Source organism: Massilia sp. FBCC-B171, assembly GCF_059134155.1.
The window spans coordinates 2,391,003-2,407,628 of sequence record NZ_CP101443.1 but is presented as its reverse complement, the minus strand read 5'-3'; the positions used below and the strand labels follow the sequence as shown (position 1 = coordinate 2,407,628).

Genomic DNA, 16,626 nt, shown 5'->3' with positions numbered 1-16,626 from the left:
CAGTGAGGAACACGATCCAATATTTAAATTTGCTTAGCCAGTGTGCGATTGCTGGGCCGAAGAGTCCCCCCAACAGTCCCGACAGTAACCCATCAAACATAATATGTCCTTTCTATTGCCTGTCGCTAGGCGGCTTGATTGACTCTTGAGTGGCTCGACCAGCACTTTGGCCTAACGCTGTGGCGTTAAGGCGAATAATTGCCCCTGGCAAAGTCTTTATGTTACTTAACGCGTTAGGAACGCCGGCCCATTGGAACATAGCATTACCGTAAGCCCCAGTAACTGCACCAACTGTCGAAGCAGCAGCCAATCCAGAGTAGGAGAAGCGATTCGCAAATTCCGGCGCAAAGCTTTTCTGTTCATCTAGATAGATTTCGTGCCAAGCGCCTAAAGCTGCGCTCCCACTGTAGGACAAACCACCAAGTGCAGCTCCTGTTCCGGATGCCGCGAGCACTGAATACCCCGCAGATGCCCGCTGATAGGCAGCGAGTGCGCTGGCACCGAGTTCAGCGCCCTGTACCGCCCCTTTCCAAGCTAGTGTAGGTGTCCCGTAAAGAAGTAAACCCTCAGATGTGCTTCGAGAAACCTTATCGTGAAAACTCTCGGCTTTAACGTTCTTAACGGGCACCAACTCTGCCCCACCGATCGGATAGATAATAACTTTTCCATCGTCTCCGATAATAACTCTGTTTCCAGCCTGTTGAGCCAACACAACTGCACTACGACAATTAGCAGTTTGTCCATGTGAGCAAGCGGCCGCGAGTGCGATGTCGCGTGAATCCGATTTCCATTTTAGGCCGTCGCGTGTTTGACAAGAATTTAGGTTACCTGCGTTACATTCATTTTCGGCCTTCACCAACTGTTCTTGCTCGGACAGCTGGTTAAATGCCGTACGTACATGACTTAAATAATTGTTCGCCACCTCATTAGCGCCGGCAACGCCTCCTTCTTGTCCACCGACGGTGACACCAATTGCCGTGCCAGCCGCAAGTAGCAAGGCGCTTTTTAACTCCTCCGGGACGTCCAACTTCGAAATTGACGAGGCAAGGGCTGGTGTCGCAACCGCGGTGCTTGCTGCGCCCAACGCACCGCTGGCACCGCCCCCCAGCGCACCCAGCGCCGTATGTGCGGCAACCCGATAAACGCCGCCTTCCTCCCACTTCGCCGCCTCTTCCGCGTTGCCCAGCTTGTTCAGTTCGGCGGCCTTTGTCTCAGCGTAATCGCCGATTGTCTTAGCAAGCCGTGGCATTGCGGCGCTGGTGATCTCCATCTGCGCGCCTACATCGTCAAGCGCCTCCGCACCTCTCCAGCTCTTGGTGAGCGCCTGAGCCGTATCGTCTCCCGTCTTCACGCCACGGTTCAAGCCTGCGATCGCTTGTCCTTCCTGCACATCGCCAACCGTGAGCGTTCCTTCGCTTACGCCACTCCGCGTAACGCTGCTCTGACTGCCACTCACCTTGCCAATGCCTGGGGCCAGGCTCGGAGAGAACGTGTTTCCGCTCTGGTTCTTTCCGACGTTTACACCCAAGCTGATACCGCTGGCTTTGGAGCTGTCTCGGTTCTGGAGGTGGCTAGACGAGAGCGTTTCGGTAGTCAAGCTGTTGCGGCCGTCTTCGATTGCCCGCTCGCTGCTACTAATGACGCCTCCTTTCAGGTCCGTATTACCAGCAACATTGACTTGGAAACCGCCATCGCCTGCACGCATCCCGCTTTGCTCGTGCACGCTCGCATAGTCGTTATTTACCTTGCTTTGACTGACGCTGGCGCTGAATCCGCCACCTGCGCCGATAGTGCCGGAAACGCTGACGCTCTGACTCTTGCCGTCGAGCTTGGCCGTATCCTGCAGACTCTCGATGTTCAGGTTTCCGCCAACGGTCGCCATTACCTGGTTGCCGCTGGCGACCGCGCCCTTCAGATTGGTGTCGCCGCCACTGGCGATCGTCACCCGGTTGCCGGCACTGACATGGCTGTTGACCTGGGTCGTGCCCTCACCATCGACTTTGCTCTTGCTCGCGCTGGCGCTGGCAGTGATGCCATACCTCGCCCCCTGCGAGTTTATTTCGGCAGCTATGCCAACTGCCGCGCTCCAGCTCTTGCTCTGGCTGTGCTGGCTCTCGGTATCCTGGGCAGCCAGCAGATTGATCTGGTTGTCTGCAGTCAAAGACACGTTGCCTGCGGCACGCACATCGCTCCCGACGATGTCGATATTGCTGTCCTTGCCCGCTCCGGTCGCCAGGATGGTGACGTTGTTGCCGGCCGCGAGCACGCTGCCTGCATTGGAGCGGCTAGCCGTCAGCTCGGTGCTTTCACTTTCCGAATGGCCGACGGTCAAGCTGATTCTGGCGCTTGGACCGTTCTGAGCCATGTCCTGGGCTGCATCCTTCGCGGTCAACGCCGCTGCGGCCGCGGCCAGCGCCCTGTGCCGTCCGCTCGACGTTTTCTCTCCTGCCGCAGTCATGGATTGCGCGGTCTGCAGAGCATTGACGACGCTGCCGCCGATTGCCAGCGTGAGTCCATCTTGCGTCATCTTGGTGGTGAACTTGCCGTTCTCGTCGTCCGCGCCTGGCGTGATCGCCACGCTTTTCCCAGTCAGGATCATGTCCTGACCAGCGCTCAAATCGCTGCCGCTAATCTTGACTGCATTGCCCGCGCTGACACTCAAGTTGCCTTTAATCGATCCAACCATACTGCGCGACTGGCCACTTTGCGTCGTCGCGTCGCGGCTCTGGTCCGTCGTCGTGACCCGCGTCCCGTAGGTAATGCCAAATCCGCCTCCACTCAGGAAGCCGCTTTCCTTGACCTGTGTGTGGTGCTGTTCGGTCAGGGTGCTGGTGGACGCCCCGATATTTACATTACCGAGCGCTGCCAGACTAACGTCACCATCACCTGCGATGGCGCTACCGAGCACATTGACATCCTTCCCTGCGCTGATATCGACGGTTTTGCCGGACAGGGCACTGCCGACCGCCTGGCTGCTCGCCACGTAATCAGCCTTCTGCGTTGTCTTCCTGCTCAATGAGCTTCCCGAAGTGCGAGTTGAGGCGGTGTCCGATACGTGCTTCTCCTGCGTGGACCCGATATTGATGTTGTCGGTGGCCGCCAGTTTCAGCTGCTCGCCGGCAGTAACCGAGCTGGCCGTGATGTTGATGGCACCCTGCTCGAGTATGCCCGCAGCGACCGTCAGGCTGCCTGCGGCGATGACGTCAGACCCCACGACGGTTTGGTCTTGATGTACCCGCTTGTCATACTGCTTGCTGCCCGGATCGTTCTGCGCCGAGGTGTTGACCTCGTTGGTCACGGCAGCGATATTGATGTTCTTTCCGGCCAGGAGTTGGCCGTTGCCGCTGCCACCAGTACCAATCGAGACTTGTGTGCCGGTAAGGTTCAGGTCGCCCTTCGCTGCGATCTTCAGGTCACCTGCAGTATTGATCTGGCTCAGCTGATGGGTAGCGCTGCTGTTCTTCTCGGTGTAATCGCCGATCTGGGACTGGTAGGTGCTGCCGGTACGGATCGTACCAAAGTCGATGTTCTGCCCGGCAGTGAGCACGGCACTCCCGGCGGTGATCTTGCCAGCGAGGTCGCTCAGGTCCCGTCCGGCCATGATATCGAGCGCGCCCGTGGCCGTGATCGTGGCCTGGTTTGCCAAGGAGGTGTAGCTACCGCCATTCTGCTGGAAGTCATGCGTTTGCGTTACCGCCAACGATTCGTTCTTGACATCGCGGTCGGCTGCCAACACCACAGCACCGCCGTTGATCCTGCCGCCCTGATTCACAATGTCCTGCCCCGCCAGCAGCAAGGTGCGGCCATTGCCACCATCGATCACCCCGCCGCTGTTAACGATGCTCTCTGTCGTATGGATGGCCACTCCGTTGCCGGCTACTAGCGCGCCGCCCGGCTGCAATGCATGCGTCCCCACGTGCGCAAGGTAGACCTTCGGCACGAGCACGGTCTCGGTGCTGCCATCAGGTAGCATCACGGTCTGGGTTTCCAGCCAGACGATGTCGCTCGTCAGCCGCTTCACCTGCTCGGCACTGAGGGCGACACCAGGGCGCAAGCCGAACTCCTTCGCGGCGCTGACGGCATTCGTCAGCAACTCACTGTAGATGCTGTCGTCGCTGGCGCCGCTGTAGGACTTGTGACCGGTCAGTTCGGCCAGCTGTTCACGCACCAGGCGCTGTTCGTAGAATCCATCGCCAAGGCGTTTCTGCGTAGTGACCGGGTCGAACTCCAGTTGCTTAAGCAAATAGTCGCTGCTGGCCCACTGCCGCTGGTTAGCGAACTGCGGCCGGGTTTCAAAGAGGTAGCTGCTTTTCGCGTCCGGGTTACGGGTGAACAGGCCACTCGGCGCAACTTTCATCACGCCACCCAATTCCGTTCCGTGCACGATGCTGGGTTGATGCGCAGGCGCAGGCTTGGCGCCCCCGTTCGTATTCCCGACGGTGCCAACGACTAGCTTGTTGGCGTAACCACTAGCGGTTGCCTTTCCGCCGCCTCGCGCATTGTTGCCGAAACCGCTTGCGGCGGCTCCGAGGCTGGCATTCACGATGCCGTTGCCGCCAGTTGCTGCGGTCTCGCTTGCCAATCCAGCCGTTGTCCCGGTGACGCTTACTTGTACTAGCCCGACCGTCCCGACAGAGCCCGTGGACGCACCCACACTTGCGCCGGCGGAATTTGCCCCTGAAGCACCGCTACCAATCACGTTGACCGCGTCGCGGATATTGCCGACAGTACCTGCTGTGACGTCAACGACGCTGAAACTCCTGCCCGAAATGCTGACGCCCTGGTTGCCTTCGATTACCCCTGACACAGAACCTATTTTTTCGGAGATTGTCGGCTGCTGGTAGGAGATGGTTTCCCCTCCCAAGGTTTTCCACGTACCATCAAAGATGTGGGTGCGGTACAGCGTGGCACCGACGGTAGGCTTACTGGCGGCGCCGTCCAGTATCAGGCTGCCCTTGGCCTTAATGTCGCTGAATCGGTTTTCGAATACGCTGGCGACTGTCAAGCGCATGTCTCCGCCAGAAAGAATCTGGGCAACGGCGCCCGCGCCTGGTCCGAGCCGGTCTTCCATCACGACATGGTGCGCGTCACGCGATTCCTCGCCCTTCTCCCTGTACGGCCCCAAAGTCCGTTGGGTCAGCCGGATGATCGTTGTGCGAGGGTCGATGTAATCTGGTTCTGTGATCAGCCGGATGCAGTCACTGCTGCAGTTGCCGTACTGACTGGAAAAGTCGACTGTCGAGCTCCAATCCGTCACGCTGTCTGCACGCACGATCGCATTGCTCGCAGGTGCTCCCTGGTCGGGATTGGCGACCTGGGCGCTCTCGGTATAGTAGATCACCCGAGTGCCCTCGGCCGGCGTCAACCGGGACTGCGCGCCGTAGTACCCGTATAGGCCCGAAGCGGCTACGTAAAACGCCGAATCGTTCGCGTGGGTTCGAATCACCGCACGATGGATGGTATAACCGTCGGGCGTCACATATTCCTGATCTTCCAGGATGTCCGACGGGCTGACGAAATACACTTCATGTGCTCTGTAATTTGCTGCTTCTGTATCGAACCGATGGTAATTTTCGCCGAACTTGTACCAGCTCGGCATAGTCATGTGAACGGTTTCGTCCACTGTCTTCACCTTCACAATCTCGACGTTTTCGCGCACATTGTTCAAGCTACCCGCCTTGAGCGCCAGGTTGCCGGCCGCTTCGATGGTCGACGAGATGTTGTTGACGATGTCGGTACTCCCGCAGCATTGATTGCCGATAATCATGTCTCCACTGCTGTACAGGGTAGCGCCGCCAGTATTGTTCAGGGTCGAGTTCACGCCGAGCCTGAGTGTGCCAGTGGCGCCAATCAGCGCGGACGAACCGCTGTTAATCAGGCTCCCGGCGGCCAGGCTGACACCCCCTCCTACGATGCCTGCGCTGTTGTTGACGCTAACCGCGTTGATGTCCAGCGTATTTTGGCCGTTGATCTCGCCGGCGTTGATCAGGTCGCCGCGTGCCCTAAGGATCACGTCCGCGCCCTCGATGGACGCTCCTGCCCCGTTAACGATGTGTTGGCCAGACAGGGTCAACACGCGGGCGGCTTCCATCGTCGCGGTATTGGTAATATTGCCGGTAACGGAAAGGCTCAGGTCGCGGTTCGAGCGGAGTTGTTGATCGCTGCCGCCCTGCAAATAATCACCGTCCATTGTCAGGGCCAGGTCGCGCCCCGCGAATAGCGCACCGATCGCCGTAACCGCGTGCGTATTGACCACTAAATCGCGATCGCTGGCGATGCGGCCGTCCCGGTTGCTCAGCTGCTGGCTGGTCAGGGTCAGATCGGCGCCGGAACCATTGCCGGTTCCAAGACGGCCGCCATCGTTATTTACCAGGTTGGCATTGATCAGGGTGTGCCCCCCGGAGTAAATCTCGCCACTATTGGAGAAAGTGGCACCCGCTTGGTCGAAGGTCAACTTGCCAGCGCTGTTGATCTTTCCTTGGTTGCCAAGCTCCTCGGTGATCGCCAGCGTGAGATCGTTTCCAGACTCGATTCTCGCTCCGCCGTGGTTCAGCAGTGCTTGGCCAGACAGGAGCACATTGCCCAATCCAGCGATCACGCCGTCGTTGCTGATGCTGATCTGGCTCAGAAGCCGTGTGTCGCCGTTACCGGCATTAGTGATCTCACCAGTGCCGTTATGGATGGCTGCCCCCTGGAGCGTCAGGCTGCTGCCTGCGCCCAGCGTTTCGACGACGCCACCTGCATTGCCGATCGTGCCGGAGGCGGTCAAGACCAGGTTATTGCCGGACTGTAGCGTGCCCTGGCCATTGTTGACGTCGCCGGAAACCGAGAGGGTTCCATTGCGGTCGGCCAGAATCGCACCATTACGGTTACTCAGGGTCGAGCTGAATATTGTAATGTCCGTGCTGGAGCCGCGCACCGTCGAGATTCGGCCGCCACTGTTGTCCAAGGATGCAGCCGTCAAGTGCATACTGCCGGCTGCACTGATCTCGCCACTATTGGCGAATGACGCGGCAGCTTCGTCGAAACTGAGCGTACCGCCGCTGCTGATGGTGCCGGCATTCTTGAATTGCTGGCCCACATCCAACACCAGGGCGCGCCCCGAGGCCAGCCGTCCTCCGGCTTCGTTCTGAAGCGCAGAAGCGTGCACGTCTAGTGTTCCGTTGCCGGCGATGGCGCCGCTGTTGACGATGCCGTAAACGCTGTCGATCGTCGCCTGGCCTGTACCGGCATTCTCGATACGTCCGCTGTTGCTGATCGTTTGCGCCTGAATTGCAAGCGCTCCGGAGGAGGCTTCGATGGCACCGCTACCATTTACCAGCGCGCCGCCCGCTTGCAGCGCTGCACCGGTTCCGCCACGAAGCAGTCCGGAACTATTGGCGACATTTCCGCCCGCCTCCACACGCAGCAGGCTGTCGGCCGAGAAGGTGCCTCCGGTATTGTCCAGCCTGCCAGTATCCAGAGTGATCGCGGCGCCCGAATTGTTGACCGTATAGACCTGGCCACCATAATTGTTGCTGACCTCGGCGGCGGTGATGTCAATGCTGCCCTGTGCACCGATGCGGCCGGTATTAGCCAGTCTCCCTGCAGCCTGGTCGAAGCGTATGGTTCCTTCACTGATCATGGCGCCGGCGTTGCCCAGCTCCCGGCGAATCGCGAGATCGAGCGCAGCGCCACTGCTGATCGTGCCGCTGCCTAAGTTCTGTAACGTTTCCGCAGACAGTTCGAGCGTGCCCTTGCCGGCAATCGTGCTAGCGTTGACGATGGCCGTGGTGCTGTCGATCGTCGTGGCGCCGGTGCCTGCGTTAACGATGCGCCCACTGCTGTCGACCGACTGAGCCCGGATTCCCAACGTGCCTTCGGCTGCCTCGATACTGCCACTGCCATTCGTCAAGGCACTGCCTACGTCGAGGATCGTGCCAGTTCCGCCATGGAGTGTTCCGCCGTTATTGCCAACGCTGCCGACGACCTCGACCTGTAGACGTCCATCGGAGGAGACGGTGCCGCCGATGTTGTTCACGGTATCCGCCCGCATGTTGATCGAGGCGCCCGAATTGGTCACCGTGTACACTTGCCCGCCGTCGTTGCGAACGGTCGCAACGTCAATGTCGATGGCGCCGCCGGCCCCAATCCGGCCGCTATTGGTCAGGCTGGCGCTGCCCTGATTGAAGTGAAGGGTCTGTGCACTGGTGATGGTGCCCGCGTTGACAAGTTCCTGGTGCAGCGCCAGATCCAGTTCGCCCGATGAGCCAATCGTACCGCCGCTCGTGCTCTGCAAGGTTTGCGCCGAGATGACGAGTGTTCCGTTGCCAGCGATCATGCCGCTATTGACGATTCGGCTATTCGCCATGACGGTAGTGGAGCCGCTGCCCACGTTTACCATGCGGCCTGCGGTGTTCTCAATGGATTCGGCGCGCACATTCAGGGTGGCGCCCGGACCCGCAGTTTCGATCACGCCATCCTGGCTGACCAACGTACCTGCGGCATTGATGGCCATTGCAGTGTTGGCTCGCAATTCACCCTGCCGATTGTCCAGCATTCCGGCGGATGTGATGTGCGCGGCACCATCGGCCAATAACTTGCCACGCTCGTTAATGATGTCGCTTGCGTGCAGCACGATGTCGCCGCCGCTTCCTGCAACGGTGCCCACCTGGCCGCCGCTGTTGTCGAAGGACGCGGTATCCAGGCTAGCGTCAGCACCGCTGACGATGTGACCGCTATTACGTACCGCCGCGTTGGCGGCATTGACCCTGAGTGCCCCCTGGCTGCCAATCTGGCCCGCATTGGCAATCGTGCGGGCCGCCCCGATATCCAGGGTAGTGCCTGCGGCAATCCTGGCGCCAGTTTGATTGTCGAGATCGGACACTGCCAGGTTCACGCTGCCATTGCCGGCGACGAGTCCACTGCTGACGAACCTGCCCTCCACCGTTACCGTCGTCGCACCAGCACCAACGTTCACGATGCGGCCATTTCCATTGTCGAGCGCGGATGCCTGCAGGTTCAGGCGTGCAAATGGGTCCAGCGTCTCGATCAGGCCACCGTCATTGCTGAGCGTAGCAGCGACGCTGAGCTCGAGCGAACCCGCGGCCTGCAGCTTGCCGTGGGTACTATCGAACGCGCCGGCACTGATCAGCTGCGCATTCCCGTCGGACAAGATCGACCCACCACGGTTACTGATGCTTGCGACATCAAGATTGAGATTTCCTGCCGAACCCTTGGCGGTCGCCAGTTGCCCACCATCGTTGTTGAAGGCGGCGCTCGCCAGGGTCATTGCTCCGCTCGCAACTACCAGCCCGGCGTTGGTCACCTCAGCGGCCTGCGCTGCGATATCGAGCGCGGCACCACTGCGCATGTCACCCGAGTTGTCGAACCGGGTGCCGACCGCGGCCGTTATCGCGCCTCCCGACGCCAGCGTCCCTCCAGCCTGGTTCAGCAGGCTATTAGCGCGAACGTCCAGCGTGCCGTTGCCAGCCACTAGACCGGCGCTTCCCAGACTGTCGGCTGCTGCGATCGTCGTCTTGCCGTCACCGACGTTGACCACGCGCCCGGTACCGTTGTGGATCGCATTCGCTTGCAGCGCAAGCGTGGCATGGGCGCCGGTTGCTTCTATCACGCCGCTGTCGTTAGTCAGGTTCCCGCCCGCGCTTGTGCGGACCAAATCGACACCCTGAATCATCCCTCGGTCGTTGTCCAGCGCCCCGCCGAGATCGAGGGTCAGCGCACGTTCGGCTACGATCCTGCCCTCGCGGTTGGCCAGGCTGTTCGCCTGCAACGTCACGTTGGCGCCGGACCCGGCTGCGGTAGCAAGCGTACCCCCGCTGTTATCGATGTTGGCGGCGCGGATCGCAATGTCGCCATCTGCGACCAGCGTGCCACGATTGGTCAGCATGGCTGCCGCCTCATCGATCGTGAGTGCTGCGCCGCTGCTAATGGTGCCAGTATTGTCAATGCTGGCATGCGCGTTCAGCACCAGGGGGCCGCCAGCTGAAATTTTTCCATTCGACATATTGACGATGGAGTGCGCCTTCAGGTCAGCGACACCATTACCGGCAATTTTTCCGCTGTTGACCAGGGCGGCACCGCTCACACGCATGGTGCTGTCGCTTGCCGTTGCCGCGATACTGCCGGCCAGATTAACGATTCCGCCGGTAGCGTTCAGCTCAAGACTACGCACTGCCTGGATAATGCCGGCACTATTATCGATAGCGCCGCCGGCCATAATATTGGCCTCCTTCGCTGCAATCGTTCCGCCGGCATTATCAAAACCTGCACTATCGATCCTCAGCGTCCCCCCAGCAGCAATCGTGCCCTTGTTGTTGTCGAAGCCGCTGGTGCGCAGGTTGGCGTCGCCGCCGACGATCCACTTTCCTTGGGCGCTGCTGGTCGTCCCGCCTTCCACGTCCAGGTTGCCTGTCACATTCAGGATGCTGCCGCTGCCGCTGATCGAACCCGCGCGCAGACTCAAGCTGGATGCCATATCCAGTGTGCCCTGGCCCAGCGCCAGCTCGCCGCCAACACGGATGCCCGCAATGGCGCTGCCAAGCTGGCGCAGGGTCCCCCCACTGTTGTCCAGGGTCCGGGTCACATCGACGTTGAGATGCGTGGCCTGCAGCAGGCCTTGCCGGTTGCTGAGAGAGCCGAACCCACCATCGAAAGCGCCACCAACCAGGAGCTTGCCCTGATCATTGACCAAGCTTTCAAGCCGAGGGCTAAAGGTGCCGAGGATCGTCAGCGTACCGCCGGTATTGTCCAAGGACGGTCCGGTCACGGACAGACTGCTTACGTATGCGACGCCGCTCCGGTTTTCCAGCGTGCCCGTGTTCAGCGTCACCTGCCCGTTGGAGGCGATGAGCCCCGACGCGTTATCGAGCGACAGTACCTCCACCCGGCCGTCGGCCAGCACTGGCTGTGGCGTGGAAACGCCGGGTGCGCCTGCGTCCGTCTGACCCGCACCGTCTGGAGCGGCGCCACTCGTGCCACCAGCGCCGATCGGGGATGTGGCGCCGCTGCTCGCGTCCGCGGTGCCGCCGGTTTCTGTAGTGGCCGCCACGCTTTGTCGCCCAAGCGTCCCTGACGCATTACTGACCTGCTCTGCTTTGAGCGCAAGCGCCGATGCCCCGGTTTGCAAAACCGTGCCTTCGACATTGCGTAACGCGGCACCGCGCAGATCAATTCGGGCTCCTTCGATGTGCCCGCGGCTGTTATTAATCTCGCCCTGCACCGTGATCGACGCTTCCACCGCAGATTTGATCTGACCGACGTTGGCGAGATCACCGGCAGTCATCACCAGCGTACTGCCTGCCTGAATATTCCCGCGGTTCCCAACGCCGGCGGCATCCAGCTGCAGGCGCTGGCTCGCCGACAGCGTGCCGCTATTCTCCAGACGCCCGGCGACGGTCACGATCAGATCGCCAGCACTGGCCCCGATCCCGCCGGCATTGCGGACGCCAACGCCACCCTCCGTGCCCACCATATAGATCTGGTTCGCATACATACCTCCGAGCTGTCCGACGTCGACCGCAAACTGCGGCAGGGCTCCGGTCGCCTGGCTCGCCTGCGTCACGCTGGCCTGCGCTGCCTCCTCGACCTCGTTCGTACCAGTGATAACGTTGAGGCGCTGCGCCCATAGCCCCGCATTGACCTGAACTGAGCGGGCAATCAGCGCTGTGTAATCGGTCTTGCTGGCGTCCAGCCCCTCTCCGCCGATGACGATCTGACCACGTTGAACCGAGTAGCCTTTCAGGCTGCCATCCTCGATGATTGGGTTGCCGGTGGTGAGCGTGGCACGGCTGACGTTGATGAAACCGCCCCCGTCGACCGCAATCCCGGCCGGATTGGCGATGATGGTCTCTGCGCGGCTGCCCGCCACCTCTATATAGCCTTGCAAACGGCTGGGATTGCTCGAATTGACTTCATTCAGGATCACCCGCGCCGTCCCCTTGCCCAGCCAGGGATTTCCTTGTACCCAGCCGCCGATCTGGGTCTGTACATCCGTGCGGGAGTTGTTCAGGATGACCCCACTTTTCGGCACGTCAAACTGCGAATAGACATTCCTTGAGACGCCAGCCGCGCTGGGAGTCTGGATGTTGACCTGGACCACGCCGTTCGCGGTTTCGAGCACGGTCGGTCGCAGCTTTCCTGGAGAGTTAGGATCAGCGACGACTTGCGCCGACACACCACCAGCTACTATCGTTCCTCCTAGTGCTGCCGCAATCAGCAGAGCTATGCGGTGCAACGAAGGGACATGTTTGAAGCCTCGCACTGAGCTGTCGGCCCTGCCCTGTCCTGGGGCCTTTGTCCGGCTGCGCGCCGTTTCCGACACGGCCATGCACATACCACGAGTTTTATTGAATACGATGCGGTAGCAAAGTTTGTTCATGGCGGATCAGAATTCATAGTTGAGGTTAAAACCTGCGGCGACGTGCGCAGTACGGAAGCCTTCTGGCATGCGCACCGGTTTTCCGGCGAACACGTCAGCTTGTAGTCGTCCCAACTGGCCGCGCCAGCCCACGGCCGCACCGGTCAGGCGGGTGCCAAGCAGGCGCGCGGCACTCGGCCCAGACACGACGCCATGATCGAGTCCGAGGTACAGCTGCTGGTTCGTTCCAGGGACAGTCCAGATAAGGTCATTGCGCACGAGCGAACCCCGCTCTGCAGACAGGCTGGCTTCGCCGTCGAAACCACGGACTGTGTAACGGCCGCCGATCGCGAAACGGTCTTGCGGCACCAGAGGCGTCCGGTTCCACTGGCGACGCCAGGCAGCTTGGTACGCAACGGTACGGCCGAGGGGAATGTTCAAGCTGATGTCGACATTGAACAGGCGAGGACGGGCGGTGCCTTCTCCATACTGTTCTTCAGGTGCTGGCAGTGTGCCGAAAGCGGAGGTGCCGACCTTCCATGTCAGGCCGATATCCAACGTACTGTTGCCGATAAATTCCTTGTGCTGGACGCCGGCAATAAAGCCACCCATCCGGCGACGCTGGACCTCGACTTCGGTGTCATCGATAAAGTTGCGGCTTCTCCGCTGGTAGGCACGCAGCGACAAGGTGGTCTTGCGCACGGCATCACGATAGACAAGGCGCGCAAGTCTCAGCTCGGTGTTGGTGCTCGTTCCACGATAGATGTAGTCCTGGTTTGCGCCTGCCACCGTCTGGTGGTAGCCGTAATCATTCGCCTGCAAGCTTGCCAGCCAGTACCCATAAGGAATGGAGTAATGCAGCGCATAGCCCTTGGTGCCGTGAGCGCCACCAGGGCTGTCGCCGGGCAGATTCCGGTTCAGTGTGGCGTAGAACAGATCGTGCAGTCCGCCCGGGTTATCGAGTGAGAGCGTAATCCCGCCCTGGTAGGTTCCTGTCGAGCGGCTGCCGCTATCGTCTGCCGACAGGCTTAAGCGATACCCGCGGCTACCCGTCCATTTGATAAGCAAGTCGCTTTCCCCCGGTTGCTCTCCAGGGACGATCTGAATGTCAGCCTGGGTGCCGGGCACACGCTTGAAATTTTCCAGGCCCTGCTCGATGGCACGCAGGTTCAAGACGTCGCCAGTGCGTAAAGGAAGCGCGCTGGCGTAGCCTCCACGAGGATGGGTATCGGCAAAGCGTATAGTTCGAACTTTTCCGGGGATCAGCTTCAGCCGAAGTTCGCCACTCTGCAAGTCCTGCGGAGCGGCGAGCACCCGGCTGGTGACGTAACCGCTCTGAATCAAAGCGTTCTGGATTTCCGCCACTATGGTGTTTATGCCGGTACTGCCCAGGCATCGTCCGAGCGCCGGCTCTGCAGCCGTCAGCGCCCATTGAAAACGATCCGCTTCGTCTCCTTCGAGCTTCACTTCTCGGATCACAAAGCATGGCGTTTCGCCCGCCGGGTATCCTGTTGGCTTGGGCGCCACTGGTATTTGTAAACGCACGTCGGGCGTTGCGTCGTCTTGCCTGCGCTGCGCTTCTTCGCGTTGTTGCTGGCGCTGTAACTGATTGTCTGCCAGCTCGTCGGTGACTTGAGCGGATGCAGGAAAAGCGAGGAAGCAGCCAAGCAGACTAAGGCAGTGTCGCGGGACGCGGCGCGAAAGAGTTAATTTCTGCATCAGATGAGTAGCGAGAAGGTTGTGGGAGCAAACTCATCGGATTATTCGCCTTATTTCTCGGTGGAAATATGCAATAGATCAACTAACGCCTTCCCCGAATGCGGGATCTGCCTTCCTGCCCAACTAGCTCAAATGCGTGAGCTACCCCATCGTTAACTACAAGTTCGGCAATCACATGGGACATGAACGCGTCCAAGTGCCCATCCACGGGAACTGCTCGATCAGCGTGTAGGACCGCCTCTAAAGTCACGGTTTGCCCTTCGACCAGCTGGCGTTAATGAGTCAAGCCTCACGGAAGGTCTCGCTAACGGAGGGTTACTGCGAAAAAGGGCGCCACAAAGCAGAAAGCGTTGCCTCGCTTTCGCGTGCAGCAGTTCTTCAGCTCGCTTTCGAGTTGGATGACTAGGCGTGCAATAACCTTAGCGGTGTTTGTCAACGTAGTTGTCGCGTCATCTCACGCAACCTGCTTTGATTCTTCTGGCCGAATCCGTTCCGGATTCAACCAGACATGATCGTCCAGATTCCAGTTTCTGACACCCCGCGACCAGCGCTGCGGATGGCGGCTTCTGGCCTGTCGATACACTTGTTCGCGATGTTCCAGGATCGCTCCGGCTTGACCACCGTGGCGCTGTGCCGGCGTCACGAATTTCAGGCCGCTGTGCTTATGATCCTGGTTGTACCAGCGCACGAATTTCTGCGTCCATGCGCGTGCGTCCTCCAGCGTCTGGAACGGCTTACTTGGGTAATCCGGGCGATATTTGCAGGTTCTGAACAGCGACTCGGCGAACGCATTGTCGTTACTCACGCGGGGCCTGCTGAACGACGGTGCAACGCCTAACTGTTCCAACGTGGCCAGCATTGTCGAACCCTTCATTGCGCTGCCGTTGTCCGAGTGCAGAACCAGCGGCCGGCCCGCCAGGCCTTCGGCCAAGCTGGCCCGGCGCATCAGCCGCGCTGCCGACTCTGCCGATTCCGCCTCATGGACTTCGTGACCGACGATTTTCCGGCTGTAGATGTCGAGCACCATGTACCAGTAGTGGTACTTGCCCTTGATCGCGGCCGGCAGCCACGTGATATCCCAACTCCAAACCTGGTTCGGCGCCACGGCGCAATGGCTTGTGAGCACGCGAGCACTTGGCTTCTTTGCCTTGCCGCGATGCTGCTGCTGCGAAGCCGCCTTCAACACGCGGTAGAAACTCGATTCCGATGCCATATAAACGCCGCGATCGGCCAGCGTCGGTACGATCTGGCTTGGCGGCAGGCTGGCGAACTCCTCGCTGTTGGCGACAGCGAGAATCTCGGCCCGTTCGTCCTCACTGAGCTTGTGGGCAGGCTCTGGCCGCGCACTCGTCGGGCGGCTGTCGGCAGCTACAGCAGCGTCGCCGTCGCGCACCCACCGCTGAAACGTACGCAGGGTAATGCCGAGCTCCTGGCAAGCCGGTGACAACCGACTACCTGCTGCCTCTGCTTCGCGGATCAACGCAACACACGACAGGCGATCTGGGACGCTGATCAGTCTTCCTCTTTGTCCCCCCAGATCGCCTGGGCTTTTTTTCGCAGGATCAGCAGCGCTGCCGCCTCGGCCAAGGCCTTCTCCTTGCGCTGCAAGTCCCTCTCCAGCTGCTTGATGCGTTTCTTGTCTTCCTTCGATTGCGTCTGCTGACCGCGCACCTGCTGCGCCACGTTCACGTTAGCCGCCATGCACGCAGCCCGCCACGTGGCGATCTGCTCTGCGAAAAGCCCCTTGCGGCGGCAATACTCCGACAGCTCGCTTTCGTTCAGCGCTGCTGTTTCGAGCACCACCGCGAACTTGTCCTCCGAAGTCCATTCCTCAGCATTTTTCCCACTACCTGGCACCGGCGTTCCTTGATTACGAAGTTGACGGCGCCAAGTATAAAGCGTCTGCTCGGTGATCCCACTCTCACGGGCCAGTTCCGACACCACCCGGTTCTGGGGCGGCATCATCTGCCGTAGTAACGCTTCTTTTCGTTCTGCTGAATACTGCTTCACACGCTCTCTCTTGCCCGTCCCCGGTATGGCTTTACTTCATCAAGTGACGCGACAACTATTCTGACACCGGGGGTTAGCAACCTACGCTTGTGGGGCTTTCTTGAGCTATCGCCGCGAGGAGCAGGTTTCGAATTTGATGAGCTGGCGGTGACAGATCACATCGGCGTAGCTCTACGAACGGCACGAGGGTGCGCGGCCTCCTGAATCTCAGGTGCGCCGAGCTCATCTGTTACATCCAAACTCCCATGTTTGCAGTTGCTTTCGGATCGACCTGGACTGAAAAGCCAAGCGTCGGCGCGCGGAGAGAGATCTTCCTCGGTGGCGTAACTTGGACCGTCCGCACGGCGCGCTCGATGATTTCCAGGGAATACTTCGGTTACTTCTTCATGACTCCGTTTTCTCAAACAATGGAGCCTATATAAAATCTGGGGTGGTTTGAAAACCTGACAGGCCCTTGTCTATGAGCGTAAGGTTACGCAGTGCGGTGTTTTCGAGCATACGTGCTTCCGATACCATGTTTGAAAATACCCCTGTACCGC

The 16,626-nt window shown here is 60.0% G+C and carries 3 protein-coding genes; all 3 read right to left on the bottom strand.

The features are described 5' to 3' along the window. Positions 1-112: 112 nt before the first annotated feature. The gene (locus NMB41_RS10910) at positions 113-12,121 is read right to left on the bottom strand and encodes a two-partner secretion domain-containing protein (RefSeq protein ID WP_494382824.1); all 12,009 of its coding nucleotides are present in this window, start codon (positions 12,119-12,121) and stop codon (positions 113-115) included. A 264-nt stretch (positions 12,122-12,385) separates the two neighbouring features. Further along, complete coding sequence (locus tag NMB41_RS10905) at positions 12,386-14,077, bottom strand: ShlB/FhaC/HecB family hemolysin secretion/activation protein (protein WP_494382465.1); 1,692 nt, start codon at positions 14,075-14,077, stop codon at positions 12,386-12,388. A 454-nt stretch (positions 14,078-14,531) separates the two neighbouring features. Beyond that, a protein-coding gene (locus NMB41_RS10900; RefSeq protein ID WP_494380432.1) for an IS3 family transposase occupies positions 14,532-16,087 on the bottom strand; the annotation gives its coding sequence in 2 pieces (ribosomal slippage) (positions 14,532-15,625 and positions 15,625-16,087; 1,557 coding nt in all). Positions 16,088-16,626 lie beyond the last annotated feature (539 nt).

Coding starts and splice junctions, on each gene's coding strand:
- NMB41_RS10905 (WP_494382465.1), bottom strand. CDS start 14,077: ATGCAGAAATTAACTCTTTCGCGCCGCGTCCCGCGACACTGCCTTAGT.